The sequence below is a fragment of the Rhodococcus sp. IEGM 1306 genome, from assembly GCF_036541985.1.
GTDB lineage: Bacteria > Actinomycetota > Actinomycetes > Mycobacteriales > Mycobacteriaceae > Rhodococcus_F > Rhodococcus_F qingshengii.
In genome coordinates this window covers 62,606-84,039 of sequence record NZ_JAZHFF010000006.1, presented here as the reverse complement: position 1 = coordinate 84,039, position 21,434 = coordinate 62,606, and the positions used below count along the sequence as shown (strand labels likewise).

Sequence of the window (21,434 nt, the reverse complement as noted above, 5' to 3'; positions counted from 1 at the left end):
GCCATGCACGGCGAGCCCACCTCCATGTCCGCACGGTCGTCCGACACCGCGATCGTCGGTGACGCGTCCGATTCCACCACGACCCGGGAGCAGTTCCGAGCTCTCGCAGCTGAGCACCGGGTCGTTCCGGTCACTCGGAAAGTGTTGGCGGACTCCGAAACTCCGCTCTCGGCGTACGAGAAGTTGGCCGGCAATCGTCCAGGCACCTTCTTGCTCGAGTCGGCCGAGAACGGTCGTTCGTGGTCGCGGTGGTCGTTCATCGGCGTCGGAAGTCCGGCTGCACTGACCGTCGTGGACGGAGAGGCGGCCTGGTACGGCAACGTTCCGGCCGGCGCTCCGGCCGGCGGCGACCCGATCGACGCGCTCGGTGCCACCCTCGAGCTGCTTCGTTCGGAGCGGCTGCCCGACCTGCCCCCGCTGACCGGCGGAATGGTCGGATTCCTCGGCTACGACGCGGTGCGGCGCCTCGAGAGATTGGGTGACTCCGCGGTCGACGACCTGCAGATCCCCGAAATGGTCATGCTGCTTGCCGCCGACATCGCCGCAGTCGATCACCACGAAGGGGCGATCACCCTCATCGCGAATGCCGTCAACTGGGACGGCACGGACGAGCGCGTCGACACGGCGTACGACGACGCAGTCGCCAGGTTGGACGCGATGACTCGTGCTCTCGCGGCGCCGGCGAAATCGACGGTGTCGACATTTTCGAAAGCGACTCCGAACTACCGTCGTCAGCGCACCACCGAGAGCTTCGGTGTCGACGTCGAAAAGTTGATCGGCGACATCGAAGCGGGCGAGGCATTCCAGGTAGTTCTCTCGCAGCGATTCGAGATCGATTGCACTGCAGCGCCGATCGACGTGTACCGGATGCTGCGCGCGTCGAACCCCAGCCCGTACATGTATCTGCTCAACGTGCCGAACGGTGATGGAGAGACGGCGTTTTCGATCGTCGGTTCGAGCCCTGAGGCACTGGTAACCGTCGCCGAGGGCGTCGCGACAACACACCCGATCGCTGGAACCAGATGGCGCGGTGCCACAGAGGAGGACGACATCCTGCTCGAGAAAGATCTCCTCGCCGACGAGAAGGAAAACTCCGAGCACCTCATGCTCGTCGATCTGGGGCGAAACGATCTGGGTCGTGTCTGTCGCCCGGGCACGGTGAAGGTGCACGACTACCGGCACATCGAGCGGTACAGCCACGTGATGCATCTCGTATCGACCGTCACCGGTCATCTGGCCGAGGGAAAGCACGCTCTCGACGCCGTCACCGCATGCTTCCCCGCTGGAACCCTCTCGGGGGCACCCAAGGTCCGAGCGATGCAGCTGATCGAAGAACTGGAACCGACCAGGCGCGGTATCTACGGCGGCATCGTCGGCTACCTCGACTTCGCCGGCGACGCCGACACCGCGATCGCGATCCGAACGGCATTGATCAAGGACGGGATCGGATACGTCCAGGCGGGCGCCGGCGTCGTCGCCGACTCGGATCCGGTCTACGAGGACACCGAGGCCCGCAACAAGGCGATGGCAGTGCTGAGCGCGATTGCGTCGGCGCACACCCTGCGCACCATCGGAGGTGACGATCAGTGAGTGAGAACGAGTCGAGTGCAGCGGAGCCTACAAGCGTTTCTCGTGGCACCGCCGTGCCGAGAACGCTTCTGCTGGCGTTGTCGGCAGCAGCTCTGTGGGGCAGCTCACGAATGACGTGGGTTCATCTGACCTCGAGCGACGGCAAGACGCTGGAGAGGACGACGGATCTCGACGGCAGCACCTGGGCGGCGGCGATGACTCCGCTCGCGCTCGCGCTTCTGGCGGCGATCGCGGCGTCGTTTGCGGTGCGAGGTTGGGCACTTCGGGTAGTCGGACTGTTGGTTGCCCTCGTCGCCGTCGCGGTAGCGGTTCCGGCAGTGCAGTTGTTGGTGTCCGGAGCCTCTGCGGACCGAGCGGTGGACTTGGCCGAGTTGTCCGGTCACCCGGAAGATCTCTCGACGACTGTTTCGGTACTGCCTGCCTTGCTTGCGTTGCTCGGAGCGGTGGCGGCGCTCGGCGCGGCAGTGCTTCTGATGCGCAAACCTCCAGTGCGAGGCGGGTTGTCGTCGAAATACGACAACCCTGCCGCGCGCCGCGAGGCCGCGGCCAAGCTCGGTCAGGGAGACAAACCCGCATCGGACGAGCCTGTGACACAACGGATGTTGTGGGATGCGCTCGACGCCGGAGAGGACCCGACAGCGACTGACGGGGACGACGGAGTTGGGGGAGACAACGGCGCGAAACCGGGGTCGTCCCACTGAGTAAGACTGAACCCTCACCTGCGTGGGTACCCCGACGGAGTAGCAAAATTTCGTCCCACTAGGCTGAGACCACCCTGATGACGTATCTCACATCGGGCTCTTGCCCAGAAAGGATTCGGGCCACGATGACCGTACTCGACTCGATTCTCGACGGGGTGCGCGCTGACGTCGCCGCCCGCGAAGCCGTACTCGACTTCGCTGCAGTCAAGGCTGCTGCGGCCGCTGCACCTCCTGCACTCGATGCTGCAGCAGCACTTCTGGAATCGAGCATCGGCGTCATCGCCGAGGTCAAGCGAGCGAGCCCGTCAAAGGGTGCGTTGGCCGACATTGCCGATCCCGCTGAGCTTGCCGCGGCGTACCAAGCCGGTGGCGCACGCATCATCAGTGTTCTCACCGAAGAGCGCCGTTTTCACGGCTCGTTGGCCGACCTGGACGCAGTCCGTAAAGCGGTCACCATTCCGGTGCTCCGCAAGGATTTCATCGTGGGGCCGTACCAGATTCACGAGGCTCGCGCTCACGGCGCCGACGTCATCTTGCTGATCGTCGCGGCACTCGAGCAGCAGGCGCTCGCCTCGTTGATCGATCGCACCGAATCTCTGGGAATGACTGCACTCGTCGAGGTGCACACGGAGGAAGAAGCCAACCGCGCGCTCGAAGCCGGCGCCAAGGTGATCGGTGTGAACGCCCGCAATCTCAAGACTCTCGAGGTGGACAAGAACACCTTCGGTCGCATCGCTCCCGGTCTTCCGACCGAGACGATCAAGATTGCCGAGTCCGGTGTTCGCGGAACTGCCGATCTGTTGGCGTACGCCGGGGCGGGCGCCGACGCAGTGCTCGTCGGTGAAGGCCTCGTGACCAGCGGCGACCCTCGCAAGGCCGTCGCCGATCTGGTCAACGCCGGCGCACACCCGTCCTGCCCGAAACCGTCTCGATAAAGCGCATCACCGGCCCGGCGTGCTTTGACGCACCCGGGCGGTGACCAGCGGCACCCTTGGGGCAGACTGGTGGGGTGACTTCACGTACTCAGGAACCAGGCTCCGGTGCAGTATCAGGTGCAGCATTCAAGGGCGGCAATCTGCCGCCCGCCAGCGCGGGACTCACCGAGCGCTCACATGATCCCGATGCCGGCGGCCATTTCGGCGTCTACGGCGGCCGGCATGTGCCGGAAGCTCTCATGGCGGTCATCGAAGAGGTCACCGCGGAGTACGAAAAGGCTCGCGCGGACGACACGTTCTTGAACGAACTCGATCGCCTGCAGCGCGATTACACGGGACGCCCGTCGCCGATTTTCGAGGCAACGCGAATGAGCGAGTTCGCCGGTGGTGCGCGCATCATTCTCAAGCGTGAAGATCTGAACCACACCGGTTCTCACAAGATCAACAACGTTCTCGGTCAGGTTCTGCTGGCAAAGCGTATGGGCAAGACCCGCATCATCGCCGAGACCGGAGCAGGCCAGCACGGTGTGGCATCGGCCACCGCCTGTGCACTGCTCGGTCTCGAGTGCGTCATCTACATGGGTGCTGTCGACACCGAACGTCAAGCACTGAACGTCGCCCGCATGCGCCTGCTCGGCGCGGAGGTCGTCTCGGTCGAGACCGGTTCGCGCACGCTCAAGGACGCGATCAACGAAGCCTTGCGCGACTGGGTTTCCCACGCGGACAACACCTATTACTGCTTCGGTACCGCGGCAGGTCCGCACCCGTTCCCCACCATCGTTCGCGACTTCCAGCGAGTGGTCGGTCTCGAAACACGTGTCCAGGTTCAGGCACTGACCGGTCGCCTGCCCGACGCAGTCACAGCCTGCGTCGGAGGTGGTTCGAATGCGATCGGAATCTTCCACCCGTTCATCGACGATCTGTCGGTACGGCTGGTGGGCTACGAAGCAGCCGGTGACGGTGTCGAAACTGGTAGGCATGCAGCAACATTCGCCGGCGGTACACCGGGTGCCTTCCAGGGTGCCTACTCCTACCTGCTTCAGGACGAAGACGGTCAGACCATCGAATCGCACTCGATTTCTGCCGGTTTGGACTACCCGGGTGTCGGGCCCGAGCACGCCTATCTCAGCGACATCGGGCGCGCCACCTACGAACCCGTCACGGACAGCGAAGCCATGGATGCGCTTCTGCTGCTCTCGCGCCGCGAAGGCATCATCCCGGCCATCGAATCCGCCCATGCCGTCGCCGGCGCGCTCCGACTCGGCAAGGAACTGGGCGAGGGCGCGATCATCGTCGTCAATCTCTCCGGTCGCGGTGACAAGGACATGGATACCGCCGCAAGCTGGTTCGGTCTTTTCGACGGCGCCTCAGGTCAGGCAGCCGCTTCGGATGATGCAGCAGACGAGAACGACAACACGGAAGGCTCGGACAAGTGAGCGAACGACCATCACGCCTCGCACCCACCTTTGCCGCGTGCAAGGCTGACAAGCGCGCCGCCCTCGTCGGATACCTTCCTGCCGGTTACCCGACGGTTCCCGAGTCGATCGACGTGTTCAAGGCGATGGTCGACGGTGGCTGCGACATCATCGAAGTCGGTGTCGCGTACTCCGATCCGGTCATGGACGGTCCGACCATCCAGCGCGCAGCCGAAACCGCACTCTCGAACGGTGTCCGTCTGCGCGACATCTTCACCGTGATCGAGCAGATCAGCTCGGTCGGCGGCAAGGCCGTCGTGATGACGTACTGGAACCCGGTGCTGCAGTACGGCGTCGAGAAGTTCGCACGGGACCTCGCCTCCGCCGGTGGACTCGGACTGATCACCCCCAACCTCATTCCGGAAGAAGCCGGCGCCTGGATGGAAGCATCCGAAGAGCACCACCTCGACCGGATCTTCCTTGTCGCTCCATCTTCGACCGAGGAACGGCTCGCCATGACGCTCGACGCGAGCAGCGGATTCATCTACGCGGCCTCGACGATGGGTGTCACCGGCGCGCGAGACGCCGTCTCGTCCATGGCTCCGGAACTGACCGCACGAATCCGCGCGCACTCCGACATCCCCGTCGGCGTCGGACTGGGAGTCCGCTCCGGCGCACAAGCTGCCGAAATCGCGGCGTACGCCGATGCCGTCATCGTCGGTTCGGCCCTGGTCTCCGCGGTCGAGAACGGGTTGGGTGCGGTTCGCTCGCTCACCGAAGAACTCGCCGAGGGCGTCCGCTCGGCTACCGTGGCGTCGTGACCTCAACTGTGGACCTGCTGGCCTATATCCCCAGCCCGCCCCAAGGCGTCTGGTACGTCGGACCGGTGGCGCTGCGCGCCTACGCGCTCTTCATCATCCTCGGCATCATCGTCGCGATCGTGTGGGGAGATCGTCGTTGGGTCGCCCGCGGTGGCGAGAAGGGGACCGTTCTCGACATCGCGATCTGGGCTGTTCCCTTCGGTCTGATCGGTGGCAGGCTCTACCACGTATTGACCGACTGGCCTGCCTATTTCGGCGAGAACGGTACGCCTCTCGACGCACTCAAGGTGTGGCAGGGCGGCCTCGGAATCTGGGGAGCTGTCTTCCTCGGCGGTATCGGTGCGTGGATCGGCTGCCGGCGACGCGGCATTCCCGTATCTGCCCTCGGTGACGCGATTGCGCCCGGCATCCTGCTCGCGCAGGCCATCGGCCGTATCGGCAACTACTTCAACCAGGAGTTGTACGGTCGCGAGACCACCGTGCCGTGGGGCCTCGAGATCTTCGAGCGAGTGAACTCTTCCGGCCAACTCGATCAACTCGCGGGTGTCTCCAACGGAGAAGTCATCCGGGTCGTTCACCCGACGTTCCTCTACGAGGCTGTGTGGAACGTACTGATCGTGATCCTGCTTGTTCTCGTCGACCGCCGATTCAAGATCGGCCACGGACGTCTGTTTGCTCTGTACGTCGCGGGCTATTGCCTGGGCCGGTTCGTCGTCGAACTGATGCGCGACGATTTCGCCTACGAGATCGCCGGCATTCGCGTCAACACATTCACTTCGGGGATCGTGTTCTTCGCCGCACTGGCCTACTTCTTCCTGGCGAAGAAGGGTCGTGAGGATCCGGCTGATTTGAAGTCGAAGGACTACGTCGCTGCGGTAGCTGCCGGCGAAGCAGGAGTCGCGGCGCCAGTTACCGTAACTGATTCGGCGAAGGCCGACGCGAAAGGCGCCGACGCTGAAGATTCTGAATCCGATGCTGCTGAATCCGCTTCCAGTGAGGCAAGCGACTCCACGGCAGCGTCGGATGAGTCGTCGGACGCGGTGAAGCTGTCGAAGAAAGACAAGCCGTGACAGGTCCCTATTCGCAGGGGGGATTCCCCGAGGATCAGGGACCGGTCTACGGCGCGCCCAATCCGTACGGATATCAGCAGCCATTGCCGCCTCCATCGATGTACGGGTTCGGAGATCCCTACGCCCCGTACGGTCGGCACCCGGTAACCGGGGAACCGTATTCCGACAAGTCGAAGGCCACCGCTGGACTGTTGCAGATCTTGCTGGGCTTCTTCGGAATCTGTGGAGTCGGGCGCCTCTATTTCGGAAGTGTCGGTATCGGATTGTGCCAACTGCTCGGCATGTTCTTCGCGCTGTTCATGTCGGCGTTCCTCATCGGAATTCCATTTGCGATCGGAATCTGGATCTGGGCGTTCGTCGACGGCATCGTGATACTTTCGGGCAATGCGCGGGACGGTGCTCGCCGGCCATTGCGAGGATGAGTCGCGAGCGCGAACCGAGGAAACATGTGTGGGGGACTGGCCTCGAGAAGGTCGAACCTTCTCGAAGTCCGATAACAAAAGCTATTACGTACCGTCGTCGAATCGAAGGAAAGTACGTTGCCTAACTTGAACAAGAATCCGGAACCTTCCGAGTCGGGGGACTCGTCTGGATCACAGCCGCCGGTTCCACCGCAATTCGGGTCGCCGTTCGACTACGACGCGACGGCGGATGCGTCGTTGACGGAAACCTCGGCACCCACCGAAAAGACGCCGTCGACGGAGACCACCGGCACCGGTCCAGGCTGGGACACGTATTCGGGAGTCGGAAACGGTCCGGGATGGGGAAACCACCCCATCTACCCGCCGCCGACCGGAACCGAATCGACCACAGCGTTTCCCGCTGCCGATTCTGATTCCACCCCGAATCAGCCCACAGCGCCGTACACGTCGCAGGAAAGCTACGCCGCTCAGAACTATCCGGCGACCGACTATCCGGCGCCGGACTACTCGAGGCCGACCCAAACCCCGACGGACGGTCCCGTCTACGGTGCACCGGCAGATCAGACTCCGAATCCCTACGCGGCTCCGCCGCAGGGCTACCCCCAGCCGGGATACTCACAGCCGGGTTACGGTCAGCCTCAGGGGTACCCACAAGCTCAGGGTTATCCTCAGCCTGGCTACGGCCTGGTCGACCCGTCCGCACCATACGGACGTGACCCGATGACCGGTGAACCGTACTCGGACAAGTCGAAGACGACTGCCGGATTGCTGGGCATTCTGCTCGGCGGATTCGGTGCAGGACGTTTTTATCTCAACCAGCCCGGCATGGCTGTCGCACAGATCGCGGTCACTTGGTTGACGTGTGGAATCGGTGGCATCTGGCCGCTCATCGACGGAATCATGATGTTGACCGGCAGTGTGCGCGATCAGTACAACCGCCCTTTGCGTAGCTGATCGAAACGACCCTCGGCAAGTGTGACCCCCTGATGCCTCCGTATCAGGGGGTCACCGTTTTGCTCTCGCGACCTGCGGTTATGGGCTGATAAACTAGCGCACGTCGGCTGCATGTCCGCGTGGAGGTCGCCGAGTGCTGTTTTCTCGAATACCTGAACCTCGGGGCCTGTACGACCCCGATCAGGAAACCGATTCGTGTGGTGTAGCCGTGGTAGCAGACACCTCTGGACGCCACCTGCATTCCATTGTCGACGATGCGCTCGCGGTCCTGGGCAATCTCTCCCATCGCGGCGCAGTTGGGCGCGAATCCAACAGCGGAGACGGCGCGGGCATTCTGATTCAGCTGCCGACGGAGTTCTTCGACGCGGTGACCGGGTTCGAGCTTCCACCACCCAACGCGATGGGTGAGAACACCTACGCGGCCGGAAACTGCTTTCTCCCGGTGGATCAGGAAGCACGTTGGCGCGCGGTCGTTCGGATACACCGGTACGCAGCGGCAGAAGGACTGCGGATTATCGGGTGGCGAGAGGTGCCGGTCGACCGAGACTGCGTCGGAACCGTTGCCGCGCAGTGCGCTCCGTACGTCAGTCAGTGTTTTGTGACGTGCGCCGAGTCGCGAGATCGTAGTGTGGGCGGAATTGCCTTGGACCGACGAGTCTTTGCCCTCAGGAGACAAGCCGAGCGGATTCACTGTGCCGACACTGCAGTGTATTTCCCCTCGTTGTCCGCCCGAACCATCGTGTACAAGGGCATGCTGACGCCGACGCAGTTACCCGGTTACTTCACCGACCTACGCGACCACCGAATGCGAACTGCGTTGGCAGTAGTGCACAGTCGATACTCCACGAACACATTTCCGTCGTGGCCACTCGCTCAGCCGTATCGCTGCATCGCCCACAACGGCGAGATCAATACGATTGTGGGAAACAGGAATTGGATGCGCGCTCGCGAGCCGATGCTGCGGAGCACACTTTTAGGTGGGGACATCGATCGCCTGTTTCCGATCTGCACCCCGGGAGGATCCGACTCTTCGTCGTTCGACGAAGTACTGGAGCTTTTGACGCTCGGGGGCCGCAGTGTGCAACACGCCATCGCGATGATGATTCCCGGAGCCTGGGAGAACGATTCTTCGATGCCCGACGAGATAAAGGCCTTCTACCAATTTCACGGTTGTCTGATGGAACCGTGGGACGGTCCGGCGTCCGTGACGTTCAGCGACGGCATTGTTGTCGGGGCCGTGTTGGATCGCAACGGTCTTCGCCCAGGGCGATGGTGGCGGATGAAGAACGACCGTATCGTGTTGGCCAGTGAGAGCGGTGTGTTCGACGCTCCCACGTCCGAGGTGTTGGAGAAGGGGCGCCTCGAACCGGGACGCATGTTTCTCGTGGACACCGCTCGCCATCGGATCGTTTCCGATGCGGAGATCAAGTCCGAACTCGCGAGCACAGCCCCCTACCGGGACTGGGTCGACGGGGGATTGGTCGACCTCGAGGAAATCCCCGAGACTGCGCCTGCCCGAGGCGATCCGGCTCCGCTGTTGCAACGGCAGTTGCTCTTCGGATACCACGCCGAGGACCTGCGGGACATTCTTGTCCCGATGGCAAGCTCAGGATCGGAGCCGTTGGGATCGATGGGTGTCGACACGCCTCTCGCCGTTCTTTCGGAGCGGCCGAAGCTGTTGTACGACTACTTTATTCAGCTCTTTGCTCAGGTGACCAACCCGCCTTTGGACGCGATTCGCGAGGAAGTCGTCACAACGCTTGGTGTCACCCTCGGCGCTGAGCAGAACTTGTTCGAAGCGTCGGCGCTGTCGTGCCGAAGGATTGTTCTCGATAAACCGGTGATCGGACCGGTGAAGATGGCGAAGGTCGCCGAACTATGCGGCGCAAGAACTCCGAGAAGCGCTGTCCTACGGGGAGGTTTCGATCCGAGAGGCAGTCTCGCCGAAGGCGTCGAGAGGCTTCGTGAGTCCGCCCGAACAGCCGCCGCAGCCGGTATCGAGATTCTGGTGATCTCCGACCGTGGATCAGGCCCTGAGCAGGCTCCCATTCCGTCATTGCTCGCAGTATCAGCCGTGCACCACGATCTGGTTCGTCATGGCCTGCGGACCAAGGTTTCCCTCGTCGTCGAGTCGGGTGACGCGCGCGAAGTTCATCACATCGCGCTGCTGATCGGCTACGGTGCGGCGGCTGTCCACCCGTATCTTGCTCTCGAATCGGTAGAAGCACTCAGCGAGCAAGACGAACTTCCCGGGATAAATTCGGAAAAGGCATCGGACAACTATCTGAAAGCGGCAAATTCCGGCGTGCGCAAAGTGATGTCGAAGATGGGAATCGCTACGGTTCACTCCTACACGGGCGCAAAGGTATTCGAGGCCGTGGGCTTGGGTCGAGAGTTGGTCGACGAATACTTCTGCAACACACGGAGCCGGATCGGCGGGATCGGTATCACCGAAGTCGCGCGAGAAGTTCTGATGCGTCACGCGGCTGCGTTCTCGTCGTCCGCAGTGCAGCATCGTCAGTTCGACAATCGTCAGTTGACCGACAGCGGACAATACCGGTATCGCCGCGGTGGTGAATTGCATGTGTTCACACCCGAGTCCGTGTTCTTCCTTCAGCATGCGACCCGGACGGGGCGAAGTGAGATGTTTCGTCGCTACAGCGATGAAGTCGATCGACTGAGCGCGCAGGGCGGAACACTTCGGGGATTGTTTCGATTTCGGCGTGAGATTCGTCAGCTGATTCCCCTCGATCAGGTCGAACCCGTCGAGATGATTCTCGCTCGATTCAACACCGGTGCGATGAGCTACGGTTCCCTCTCTGCCGAGGCGCACGAGACGATGGCGGTTGCGATGAATGCTCTCGGCGGACGTTCGAACACCGGTGAGGGCGGAGAGTCACCGGAGCGGTTGCGTGACAACAAGCGTCGAAGCGCAGTCAAGCAGGTCGCGAGTGGTCGCTTCGGGGTGACCAGCGATTACCTGGTCAATGCCACTGACATTCAGATCAAGATGGCCCAGGGCGCCAAGCCCGGTGAAGGAGGGCAGCTTCCGGGGTCCAAGGTGTACCCGTGGATCGCGGAAACCCGGTACTCGACACCTGGAGTCGGCCTCATTTCTCCGCCCCCGCACCACGACATCTATTCGATCGAGGATCTCGCCCAATTGATCTACGACCTCAGATGCGCGAACAATCGCGCGCGGATACACGTGAAGTTGGTCAGCGCAGCCGGAGTCGGGACTGTTGCGGCAGGTGTGGCCAAAGCACACGCCGACGTGGTGCTGATCTCGGGTCACGACGGCGGGACGGGTGCTGCGGCACTCTCGTCCATCCACCACGCGGCTACGCCGTGGGAGATCGGGCTGGCCGAAACTCAGCAGACCCTGGTGCTCAACGGGTTACGCGATCGGATCGTCGTCCAGTGTGACGGGGGTTTGCGCACGGCGCGGGACGTCGTCGTTGCTGCGTTGCTGGGGGCGCAGGAGTACGGGTTTTCCACGGCGCCACTCATCGCGGCCGGGTGCGTCATGATGCGGGTATGTCACCTCGACACCTGCCCTGTCGGAGTAGCGACGCAGAATCCCGAACTGCGCGAGCGATTCACCGGCCGGCCCGAGTACGTCGAGAACTTCTTTCGCTTCATCGCCGCCGACGTACGACGGTTGTTGGCAGAACTGGGGTTTCGAAGTATCGACGATGCGCTGGGGCACGCAGACGTATTGGAAATGTCTCCGGCGGTGGCGCATTGGAAGAGTCGGACGTTGGATCTCTCACCACTCTTCGACGTTCCGGCCACGCCGGCCGGCGCGGCCTACCAACCGTATGTACCTGTTTCGAGCGAACTCGAACGCACCCTGATCAAGTTGGCTGCGAACTCGCTCGAGGACGCTCGACCCGTACATATCGAACTGCCAGTACACAATACGGATCGAGCGGTGGGAACGAGGCTGGGCGCTGAGGTGACCAGACGCTACGGCGCCGTCGGGCTACCTCAAGGCACCATCGACGTCGTGCTCAGAGGAACGGCAGGCCAGTCACTCGGTGCGTTCCTGCCACCGGGCATCTCGCTGGTCGTCGTCGGCGATGCAAACGATTACGTGGGAAAGGGGCTCTCGGGTGGACGAATCGCGCTTCGGCCGAGTGAGGACGCACCCTTCGTGGCCGAGGATCAGGTGATTGCCGGCAATACGCTGCTGTACGGCGCTACGAGCGGTGCGCTCTATGCCAGGGGGCGTGTCGGGGAACGATTTGCGGTGCGCAACTCGGGCGCGGTCGCTGTGGTGGAAGGCGTCGGAGACCATGCGTGCGAGTACATGACCGGGGGTCGCGTCGTCATCATCGGCCCAACTGGTAGGAACCTTGCTGCGGGAATGTCGGGCGGAATTGCCTTCGTACTCGACGTGAAGGCAGAAAAGGTCAACCGCGACATGGTCGTTCTGGAGCGGCCTTCGGCGGAAGACTGTCGTCAGCTGGTCGAAATTCTCGGCGAGCATTTGGCTGCGACCGGTTCGCCGGTGGCGGCAAAACTTCTCGACGACTGGGTTGGCCAGAGTCCGAGATTCACCAAAGTTTTGCCTGTCGATTATCAGAAGGTCGTGGAAGAGAACGAACTGGTGGAGCCAGCTCATGCCTGACGCACGCGGGTTCCTCAACGTGAAACGATCCGGCTCACCGACCAGATCGACCGATGTGCGTGTCGGTGACTGGGCGTCAGTATACGAGTCGCTGGATCCCGTCGTGCGAAATCGAGACGTATCTGCACAGGCCTCGCGTTGCATGGACTGCGCTGTGCCGTACTGCCATTCGGCCGATGTGGGGTGTCCGCTCGGCAATCTCATTCCGGAATGGAACGACCTGGTTCGGCGTGGACGGTGGTCCGAAGCCTCGGAGAATCTGCATTCCACCAACAATTTCCCCGAGTTCACCGGACATCTGTGCCCCGCACCGTGCGAAACGGCGTGCGTTCTCGCACTCGACGGCGAGCACACGTCGGGGGGTGTCACCATCAAGCGCATCGAACAGGCAATCGTCGACAACGCCTGGGAGTCGGGTTGGTTGGGGCCGCAGGCACCGGTAGTTCACAGCGGAAACTGTGTTGCGGTTGTCGGTTCGGGACCGGCGGGACTGGCCGCGGCTCAACAACTGACACGAGCCGGACACAGTGTCACGGTGTTCGAGCGGAGCGATCGGATCGGGGGACTGCTTCGCTACGGAATTCCGGAATTCAAGTTGCCCAAGGCCCTCATCAACCGGCGGCTGGACCAACTGACCGCCGAGGGGACCAGGTTCGTCACCGACTGCGCCGTCGGAGTGAACGTGAGCGCGCACGACCTCTCGACGGAATTCGAGGCGGTAGTCCTGGCGGTCGGGGCTGATCGTGCCAGAGACACCGACGTACCGGGTCGTAGTCTTCGCGGAATCCATCGTGCGATGACGTACCTGCGTGCGGCCAACCGCGAATGCGAGGGTGACGGTGCGTCGAGCATCTCGGCGCGAGGTAAGAACGTCGTGATCATCGGTGGCGGCGACACGGCCGCCGACTGCCTCGGCACGGTGCATCGCCAGGGTGCGCTCTCGGTGACGGAATTGGACTACCACGTCCCACCTCCGGCACGCCGCGATCGAGATCGCGACCCATGGCCGTTGTGGCCGCGGGTCCTGCGCACCTCGCCGGCGGACGAGGAGGGCAGTGACAAACGATTCCGATGGGCGGCGCAGGAATTTCTCGACGACGGTGGGGGTGCGGTCCGCGCAATCCGGATGGTTCCGGTAGCCGTGTCACGAGCGAAGGACGGACAACGGACCCTGGTGGAGACCGGCGACACGACGGATCTGGTGTGCGAGATGGTCTTGCTCGCTCTGGGTTTCGACGGCGTCGAAACCGCCCCACTGCTCACCGACCTTGATGTCGGCACCGATCCACTCGGCAGAATCGAGTGTGATGTCGGGTGGCAGACCCGGACACCCGGCGTATTCGTCTGCGGCGACGCGCATCGCGGGGCGTCGCTGGTCGTGTGGGCGATTGCCGAGGGACGGTCGGCCGCACGTGCCGTCGACGTGTTTCTCACAGGCGAGTCGGCGCTTCCGGCTCCGGTTCATCCAAAGGCATTTCCGCTGTTCGTGAGCTGACCAACTGAATCGAGTAAGTACAGAAAGTGCAGGTCGCAAATGCCGGATAGAAGTGCGGTGGGGTAGCGACTAGGCTCGAGCCGTGAACCGACGGACAAAAATTGTATGCACACTTGGACCTGCGACAGCTTCTGGCGACCGCATCCGTGAGCTCGTGGAGAGCGGCATGGACGTGGCGCGCCTCAACTTCAGCCACGGCGAGCATGCCGATCACGAAGAAAACTACATTCGCGTCCGCGCCGCGTCGGACGCCACCGGAAAGGCCGTCGGTGTTCTCGCCGACCTTCAGGGGCCCAAGATTCGCCTCGGCCGATTCAAGGACGAGCGGACCACCTGGGCCAACGGTGAAGAGGTTCGTATCACCGTCGACGACGTCGAGGGAACGCACGATCGCGTCGGGACCACGTACAAGGAATTGGCGCGCGACGCCAAGGCCGGCGATCGACTGCTGGTCGACGACGGAAAGGTCGGCCTGGTCGTCACGTCCATCGACGGCAACGACGTCGTCTGTCGGGTCACCGAAGGCGGTCCGGTCAGCAACAACAAGGGCCTCTCACTGCCCGGTATGAACGTCTCCGTTCCAGCCCTGTCGGGCAAGGACATCGCCGACCTCGAGTTCGCTCTCAAGCTGGGTGTCGACTTCATTGCACTCTCCTTCGTTCGCTCACCGGCGGACGTCGAATTGGTTCACGCCATCATGGATCGAGTCGGGCGCCGCGTTCCCGTCATCGCGAAGCTCGAGAAGCCCGAGGCCATCGACAATCTCGAAGCCATCGTGCTCGCGTTCGACGCCGTCATGGTCGCCCGCGGTGACCTCGGTGTCGAGTTGCCGCTCGAGCAGGTCCCGCTCGTTCAGAAGCGCGCAATCCAGATTGCTCGTGAGAACGCGAAGCCGGTCATCGTCGCGACGCAGATGCTCGAGTCGATGATCGAGAACTCACGTCCCACTCGCGCAGAGGCATCCGATGTCGCCAACGCCGTTCTCGACGGCGCCGACGCAGTCATGCTCTCGGGCGAGACTTCGGTGGGCAAGTACGTCATGGAAACCGTTCGCACCATGGCCCGCATCGTCGAGGCCGTCGAGAACGAATCAACCCGTGTCCCACCGTTGACCCACGTCCCGCGCACCAAGCGCGGTGTCATCTCGTACGCAGCACGCGACATCGGCGAACGTCTCGACGCCAAGGCCTTGGTTGCGTTCACTCAGTCCGGTGACACGGTGCGTCGACTGGCTCGTCTGCACACGCCGCTGCCGTTGCTCGCCTTCACACCGCTGCCCGCGGTGCGCAGTCAGCTGACGCTGACGTGGGGAACCGAGACGTTCCTGGTCGATGCGGTGGCCACCACCGACGAGATGGTGCGTCAGGTGGACAGTGCGTTGCTCTCCCTCGGGCGGTACGTCAAGGGCGACCTCGTGGTCATCGTTGCCGGATCCCCTCCGGGAACTGTCGGTTCCACCAACCTCATTCACGTCCACCGTATCGGCGAAGAGGACCACTGAGTGACCCACGCGAACGCGTCCACCGACCTCGGTACTCTCCTCGGTCTGTTGGATCTGGAGCAGATCGGTGAAGACGCGTTCCGTGGATACCACCCGAAACAGGTAGGTTCGCGGACGTTCGGCGGTCAGTTGGTGTCTCAGGCACTGATGGCCGCCGGGCGGACCGTCGACGGTGATCGCCCCATCCATGCGGTGAATGCCCATTTCATTCGCGGCGGAGATGTCAAGGCGCCCATCGAGTATCGGGTGGATCGTCATCGCGACGGGCGGGCGTTCGCCAACCGTCAGGTGACTGCCTATCAGGGTGAGAACGAATTGTTCGTGATGCTCGCGGCGTTCCAGGACTCCGGCAAGGGGCTCGACCATGCTGTCGAGATCCCGGATGTTCCACTTCCGGAGTCGTTGCCTCCCATCGGCGATCATCTGGTGGGGTACGAGGAGAAACTGCCGCATTTCAGTGCGGCGCTCAAGCCGATCGACATGCGGTACGCCAACGATCCGGCGTGGATCCTCAAGGGCACCGGCGAGAAACTCAACCACAATCGGGTATGGATGCGCCCCGACGGTGATCTGCCGGACGATTCGCTCATTCACGCTGCGACGCTGGCATATTCGTCCGACACCACCGTGCTCGATTCGATTCTGACCACTCATGGTTTGTCCTGGGGTCATGATCGTATCGTCGCGGCGACGGTCAATCATTCGATCTGGTTCCATCGCCCGTTCCGGTTCACCGACTGGGTTCTGTACGCCACCGAATCGCCGGTCGCCGCAGGTTCGCGCGGTCTGGCAACCGGACGGTACTTCTCGGTGGAAGGACTGCTGTTGGCGACGGTGGTCCAAGAAGGAATGATCAGGCATTTCCCGCGCAAAGGGGAATGAGATGCGGGCCCGAGACTGAACTCGGGCCCAGAATCAAGCAGACTTGCGATATTGCGGTGAGAGTTCGTCGGCGCGGTCCCACGGAGACCAGTCGACTTCGCGTCCATCGAGTTGGGCCGCAACAACTTCCAAGCCCGCGTGCCAGCCGGCAGCGTGGGCGTACGCGGACTCTTCGTCTTCCATCGTGTGGGTGAGGGTCAGCCAGCAACCGCCGGTGCCGTCCGGTGCCAGTTCCCAATGCAGAGTATCTGCGTCCCAGAGGAATTCGAGAATTCGGTGCGGGTGGACGCTGATGACCGTCCCGCGCGTCACGTGATCTGCTGGCAGTCCGAATCGCTCGACTTGTTCCGGGGTCACCTTGAACAGCAGATCCGCGCCTGGAGTGAGGTTGAAATCGACGTCCGCCGGGAACCAGGCGTCGAGGTACTCGCGTTCCGTTATCACTTTCCAGACCTTGTCCAGTGCGTGCGGAATCGCCAGTTGGAAGCTCAGTGACACCCGACCGTCATAGGTCAGGTTTATCTTGCCGTTGTCCATCGGTGCCTCCAATGCTTGGTGCCCGTGCGGTTGCCCCCATCGTGCCATCTAATTGCTTGGGATGGAATAACTGCAGGTCAGATCGTTACCTATTGATAGGTTATGTCGATTTGTCTCGTTTTGAGAGCGGCGTTCCGGATGCGTTTCGTGGCAGTGAGACAAACGCGCAGTACGCTGACCAAGCACGACTGGCGCGGGTGGGAATTACCACCGGGGAGTGCACATCGCGAGGCATCGACCGCCTGGGTGCTTCACACATCTTGTGTGAAGGGGGATTCATGTCTACCGAGAATCGGCCTACCGAAAACGTCTCTACCAAGAATCTGTCGACCCAGACCGCGCCCGCTCGAATAATCGACGGACGCGCAATTGCCGATGCTGCGCTCGCGGACCTGTCAGTGCGCACCAGGCAGTTTCGTGATGAGGCGGGGCACGTTCCTTGCCTGGCCGCCGTCATCGTGGGAGCGGACCCGGCCTCGAAGGCGTATGTACAGATGAAGGCCAAACGATCTGTCGCCGTCGGAATGACGTCGCGGACGGTCGAACTCCCGGTGAGTACAACCACCGAAGAACTGGTCGACGTGCTGAGAGCGTTGTCGGCGGACCCTTCGATCGACGGCATACTGCTGCAACACCCGGTGCCAGGCCACATCGACGAACGGGCCGCGTTCGATGCCATCTCGGCCGACAAAGACGTTGACGGCGTTACCTCGGCAGCGTTCGCGGCAATGGCGTTGACCGGTGGGGGATTCGAATCATGTACACCGAGTGGCATCCTGCGCCTCCTCGACGCCACAGGCGTCGAACTCACCGGAAAGCATGCTGTCGTGGTCGGCCGAAGCCCGATACTCGGATTGCCGATGGGAATGCTCCTCCTGCGTCGAGGCGCAACGGTGACGTACTGCCATTCGCGAACCGTCGACCTGGCCGCCCACGTCGCCTCGGCAGACGTCGTCATCGCGGCCGTCGGTGTTCCGGAACTGATCAAAGGGGCGTGGATCAAGCCTGGGGCAGTGGTGATCGATGCGGGGTACAACGAGGGCAACGTCGGAGACGTGGAGTACGCCGCTGCGCTCCCACATGCCGGTGCGATCACACCAGTGCCGGGTGGCGTCGGCCCCATGACGGTGGCAGTCCTGCTGGAACAAACACTGGCAGCAGCAGTTCGATCAGCGGACGTTCGGGCATGCAGTGAGAATCATGACAGTCGTGTTGAACCGGACCCCGCAATCGCCTCGGATCGATTGTGAGACCTCGGTTTCGAGACGGAGTATTCATCCGCCCCTCGATAACCGAATTACCGCGTCGAGCACCGCTGCGCTGGAATGGCTGAGCTGAGCGCGCAATTGGGTAATCGACAGTCAGCTGTGTGCTGTGGGGATGTCGATCGTCAACTGGGACGGTGAATCGGATGCCGATACGGTGTATGCCGGACGGATGTCGACCGTGCCGACAAACGACTGCAGGATCGCACTGTTCCTGGCTGCACTGTCTATGCGCGTGATGTTTTCGCCCTCGTGAGATACGGAGTTGAGCGACGAATCCGATTGGACTCCCATCAGGTCGACTTGAAGTATCGATCGACTTCCGACGTCCACGACTGTGCTGTCTCCCGCTCGGATTGCTTCGCTGACGTATTCGGTTTTCCAGAACACTGATCCATTTCCGTCGAATCGGTAGGTGATTCGGGTGAAACCGTCGTGATCGGTTACGTCGATCTCGGTCACGTCGACGCGCGGATTCGGTGAAGGGATCTCCGTGTCGTTCGGGAGCGGAGCAAGCGTGGAGATCTCGGTTGGTGGGGCATCGATCGGGGGAGTGCCGACCTGAACGGTGCCTGTCTGTGTTGCAGCATCGAGGACGGCCTGGGTGGAAGATTCGCCGGCAGTGTTGGATTCGCCGGCAGTGTCGGATTGGTCGTCAGTCTGACACCCGGTGAGCAGCGCGAAAACAGATATGGCTCCGAGCAGAGCAATCAGGCGACGACCGTTCATGGATCGAATCTAACGGCGGTCGATCTGGGGTACAGCCGAATGCCGAAACCTTGCGGTACGGCCAACTGCGGCAGGTGGTGCCCTCGGTGAGACTCGAACTCACACTGGACGGGTTTTGAATCCGTTTCCTCTGCCAATTGGGATACGAGGGCTTGTTGCGATGACTACATTAGAAGATGCGATTTCAATGTCAAACACCGGTACCCTCTAATCGTTCGCGTCTCGTGTCGGGGCGGTTCGATGGAGGAGGATGGTGGCCATGAATTCGCCGCAGCCGCAAGGCAATCAGCTCGCACCCCGTCGTGTTGTCGTCGCTGAAGACGAGGCGTTGATCCGTATGGATCTGGTCGAGATGCTCCGCGAAGAGGGCTACGACGTCGTCGGTGAGGCCGGTGACGGGCAGGTTGCGGTGGAGTTGGCCGAGTCGCTCAAGCCTGATCTGGTCATCATGGACGTGAAAATGCCCAGGAGAGACGGCATCGACGCCGCTTCGGAGATTGCCGCCAAACGCATCGCTCCTGTTGTCATTCTCACAGCGTTCAGTCAGCGCGAGTTGGTCGAGCGCGCACGCGATGCCGGCGCCATGGCTTACTTGGTCAAGCCGTTCTCGATCAGTGACCTCGTTCCCGCTGTCGAATTGGCGGTCAGTCGTTTCCGCGAGGTGACGGCGCTCGAGCGTGAGGTCGCTGATCTTTCCGACCGGCTCGAAGCACGCAAGCTGATCGAGCGAGCCAAGAGTGTTCTGATGGTTCGCCAAGCGCTCACCGAACCTGAGGCGTTCAAGTGGATTCAGCGCGCCGCGATGGATCGGCGCTCCACGATGAAGGCGGTCGCACAGGTCGTACTGGAAACTCTGGGCGGTGAACCGGACGCTTGAGCAAAGTGTCCGGGTTATCCGGCTGCACTGAGTGGCTGCGTCGACCGTCGAAACGTCGCGCAGCGCTACAGCCGTGTAAACACTGTGCACCTTCAGATAACAGTCAGGTCACAGGGCTTTCTTGAAGGATCGCGAAACGGTTCCAAGGTCTAGCGTCTGATCCCACAGCGAGCGCCAGTTCGGGTGGCGCGAGCACCGGCTGATCTTAGGAGCGTGGGATGGCTAGACGAACACTTGTGCGTACTGCTGCAGTTCTCGGCGCGGCATCACTGGCACTTGCAGGCTGTAGCTCGGACAAGTCGGATGACTCGTCTTCGAGTGGCTCTACGTCCGGCGCTTCTGCCGCGACGACATCCGTCACGACTGATTGCACCCCGGAGCAGGCCAAGGCCGGCGCCACCCCGTCCACGGAAGCGCTGCGCATCGGCACGCTTCTTCCCGATACAGGCAGCTTGTCGTTCCTCGGGCCGCCGATGGTCGCGGGCACCCAGCTGGGAGTCAACGACGTCAATGCAGCCGGAGGCGTTCTCGGCCAACCGGTCCAGCTGATTCCCGGCGATTCGGGTGACACCACAACGGACACCGCCAATACCACCGTCGACCGCGAATTGGCTGCAGGCACTCAGGTCATCGTCGGCGCCGCGTCGTCTTCGGTCTCGCTCAAGGTGATCGACAAGATCGCCAGCGCAGGCGTCGTGATGTTCTCGCCTGCCAACACCTCGGACCAATTCGTCTGCTACCCAGACAAGGGCATGTACTTCCGCACCGCTCCGACGGACGTACTACAGGCTCAGGCCGTCGCACAGCTCATTTCGGACGACGGTGGTCAGCGCGTAGCGATCATGGCCCTCAACGACCCGTACGGGACGGGTCTGGCGGACAACATCGAAAAGAATCTGATCGATTCGGGTGTCCCCTCCGATCAGATCGAGAAGATCATCTACGACCCGAACGCGCAGTCGTTCAACTCCGAAGTCGATCAAGTCAAGAACTTCAATCCGGATGCAGTGGCACTGGTGGGCTTCGAAGAGTCGGCGAAGATCATCACGCGCATGCACGAAGTGGGCATCGGCCCGTCGGACGGAATGGCGATGTACGGCGTCGACGGCAACATGGGCAACGCTCTCGGCGAATCCGTGGCGAAGCCGTTGCTCGACACCATGCAGGGAACGACGCCCCTGACGGACGTCGGAGCTGCCTTCCAGGATCGTCTGAAGGCTGTGAACCCCTCTCTGATCGACTTCAACTACGCCGGAGAGTCATACGACGCGGTGGTGATCTCAGCGCTCGCTGCCGAGCAGGCGAAGTCGACGGCCGGTACCGACATCGCGGCCAACATCAACAGCGTCACCGAAGGCGGCACCAAGTGCACGTCCTACGTCGAGTGCCTGCCGTTGGTGAAGGCGGGAACCGACATCGACTACGACGGCATCACCGGTGAGTTGGACTTCAACGATTCGGGGGAGCCGTCCATCGGTTCGTACGGAAAGCTCAAGTTCGGCCCTGAGAACACCCTGACCACAGAAGGATTCGTGGTGGTGGGCAAGTAAGTCGTGGGCAGGTAAGCAGCCAACGAGAATGGGCCAGGGTCTCGCGACCCTGGCCCA

At 62.3% G+C, this 21,434-nt stretch carries 17 protein-coding genes, 1 tRNA gene and 1 riboswitch; of the genes, 15 read left to right on the top strand and 3 right to left on the bottom strand.

Annotated features, from left to right (window positions below):
• Positions 1-3 precede the first annotated feature (3 nt).
• From V3587_RS18535 to V3587_RS18480, 12 genes are all read left to right on the top strand, one after another.
• On the top strand, positions 4-1,590 hold the full coding sequence (locus V3587_RS18535; RefSeq protein ID WP_007728697.1) for an anthranilate synthase component I: 1,587 nt from the start codon (positions 4-6) through the stop codon (positions 1,588-1,590).
• The gene (locus tag V3587_RS18530; RefSeq protein ID WP_082893184.1) at positions 1,587-2,291 is read left to right on the top strand and encodes a TIGR02234 family membrane protein; all 705 of its coding nucleotides are present in this window, start codon (positions 1,587-1,589) and stop codon (positions 2,289-2,291) included. Before V3587_RS18535 ends, V3587_RS18530 begins: the two co-directional genes overlap by 4 nt.
• 125 nt (positions 2,292-2,416) lie before the next feature.
• Positions 2,417-3,226 carry an indole-3-glycerol phosphate synthase TrpC gene (gene trpC, locus V3587_RS18525; RefSeq protein WP_003944016.1) on the top strand — a complete coding sequence of 270 codons (810 nt, stop codon included), beginning with the start codon at positions 2,417-2,419 and terminating at the stop codon, positions 3,224-3,226.
• Positions 3,227-3,300: 74 nt separating this feature from the next.
• The gene (trpB, locus tag V3587_RS18520) at positions 3,301-4,662 is read left to right on the top strand and encodes a tryptophan synthase subunit beta (RefSeq protein WP_065454984.1); all 1,362 of its coding nucleotides are present in this window, start codon (positions 3,301-3,303) and stop codon (positions 4,660-4,662) included.
• The gene (gene trpA, locus V3587_RS18515; RefSeq protein ID WP_058227003.1) at positions 4,659-5,462 is read left to right on the top strand and encodes a tryptophan synthase subunit alpha; all 804 of its coding nucleotides are present in this window, start codon (positions 4,659-4,661) and stop codon (positions 5,460-5,462) included. The genes trpB and trpA overlap by 4 nt, the downstream gene beginning before the upstream one ends.
• Positions 5,459-6,532 (top strand): prolipoprotein diacylglyceryl transferase, encoded by a 1,074-nt coding sequence (gene lgt, locus V3587_RS18510; RefSeq protein WP_283377414.1) that lies wholly within the window; start codon positions 5,459-5,461, stop codon positions 6,530-6,532. The genes trpA and lgt overlap by 4 nt, the downstream gene beginning before the upstream one ends.
• Positions 6,529-6,954: a TM2 domain-containing protein gene (locus tag V3587_RS18505; protein ID WP_058227004.1), complete on the top strand. Its 426-nt coding sequence runs from the start codon at positions 6,529-6,531 to the stop codon at positions 6,952-6,954. The genes lgt and V3587_RS18505 overlap by 4 nt, the downstream gene beginning before the upstream one ends.
• Before the next feature lie 126 nt (positions 6,955-7,080).
• Positions 7,081-7,908: a TM2 domain-containing protein gene (locus tag V3587_RS18500; RefSeq protein ID WP_007728705.1), complete on the top strand. Its 828-nt coding sequence runs from the start codon at positions 7,081-7,083 to the stop codon at positions 7,906-7,908.
• A 133-nt stretch (positions 7,909-8,041) separates the two neighbouring features.
• Positions 8,042-12,541 (top strand): glutamate synthase large subunit, encoded by a 4,500-nt coding sequence (gene gltB / locus V3587_RS18495; RefSeq protein WP_283377413.1) that lies wholly within the window; start codon positions 8,042-8,044, stop codon positions 12,539-12,541.
• Positions 12,534-14,036 (top strand): glutamate synthase subunit beta, encoded by a 1,503-nt coding sequence (locus tag V3587_RS18490; protein WP_070161402.1) that lies wholly within the window; start codon positions 12,534-12,536, stop codon positions 14,034-14,036. Before gltB ends, V3587_RS18490 begins: the two co-directional genes overlap by 8 nt.
• 82 nt (positions 14,037-14,118) lie before the next feature.
• Positions 14,119-15,537, top strand: coding sequence for a pyruvate kinase (gene pyk / locus V3587_RS18485; protein WP_003944038.1), 1,419 nt, complete (start codon positions 14,119-14,121; stop codon positions 15,535-15,537).
• Positions 15,538-16,419 (top strand): acyl-CoA thioesterase, encoded by an 882-nt coding sequence (locus tag V3587_RS18480; protein ID WP_003944096.1) that lies wholly within the window; start codon positions 15,538-15,540, stop codon positions 16,417-16,419. It abuts the gene before it with no gap.
• Between the two features lie 33 nt (positions 16,420-16,452).
• Here V3587_RS18480 and V3587_RS18475 read toward each other — a convergent pair whose 3' ends face one another.
• The gene (locus V3587_RS18475) at positions 16,453-16,956 is read right to left on the bottom strand and encodes an SRPBCC domain-containing protein (protein ID WP_283377412.1); all 504 of its coding nucleotides are present in this window, start codon (positions 16,954-16,956) and stop codon (positions 16,453-16,455) included.
• A gap of 174 nt (positions 16,957-17,130) precedes the next feature.
• Positions 17,131-17,211: riboswitch (ZMP/ZTP riboswitch) on the top strand.
• Between the two features lie 23 nt (positions 17,212-17,234).
• Between V3587_RS18475 and V3587_RS18470 the strand changes: the two genes are divergently transcribed.
• On the top strand, positions 17,235-18,206 hold the full coding sequence (locus tag V3587_RS18470) for a bifunctional 5,10-methylenetetrahydrofolate dehydrogenase/5,10-methenyltetrahydrofolate cyclohydrolase (RefSeq protein ID WP_058227008.1): 972 nt from the start codon (positions 17,235-17,237) through the stop codon (positions 18,204-18,206).
• 111 nt (positions 18,207-18,317) lie between these two features.
• On the opposite strand, the gene V3587_RS18465 is transcribed toward V3587_RS18470, so the two are convergent.
• Positions 18,318-18,950, bottom strand: coding sequence for an AMIN-like domain-containing (lipo)protein (locus V3587_RS18465; RefSeq protein ID WP_214925362.1), 633 nt, complete (start codon positions 18,948-18,950; stop codon positions 18,318-18,320).
• Positions 18,951-19,025: 75 nt separating this feature from the next.
• Positions 19,026-19,102, bottom strand: a tRNA-Leu gene (locus tag V3587_RS18460).
• A gap of 107 nt (positions 19,103-19,209) precedes the next feature.
• Here V3587_RS18460 and V3587_RS18455 point away from each other — a divergent pair.
• Together V3587_RS18455 and V3587_RS18450 are read left to right on the top strand one after the other, a co-directional pair.
• Positions 19,210-19,827 carry an ANTAR domain-containing response regulator gene (locus V3587_RS18455; RefSeq protein WP_003944029.1) on the top strand — a complete coding sequence of 206 codons (618 nt, stop codon included), beginning with the start codon at positions 19,210-19,212 and terminating at the stop codon, positions 19,825-19,827.
• Between the two features lie 218 nt (positions 19,828-20,045).
• Positions 20,046-21,377, top strand: coding sequence for an ABC transporter substrate-binding protein (locus tag V3587_RS18450; protein WP_003944031.1), 1,332 nt, complete (start codon positions 20,046-20,048; stop codon positions 21,375-21,377).
• The last annotated feature ends 57 nt before the right edge of the window (positions 21,378-21,434 follow it).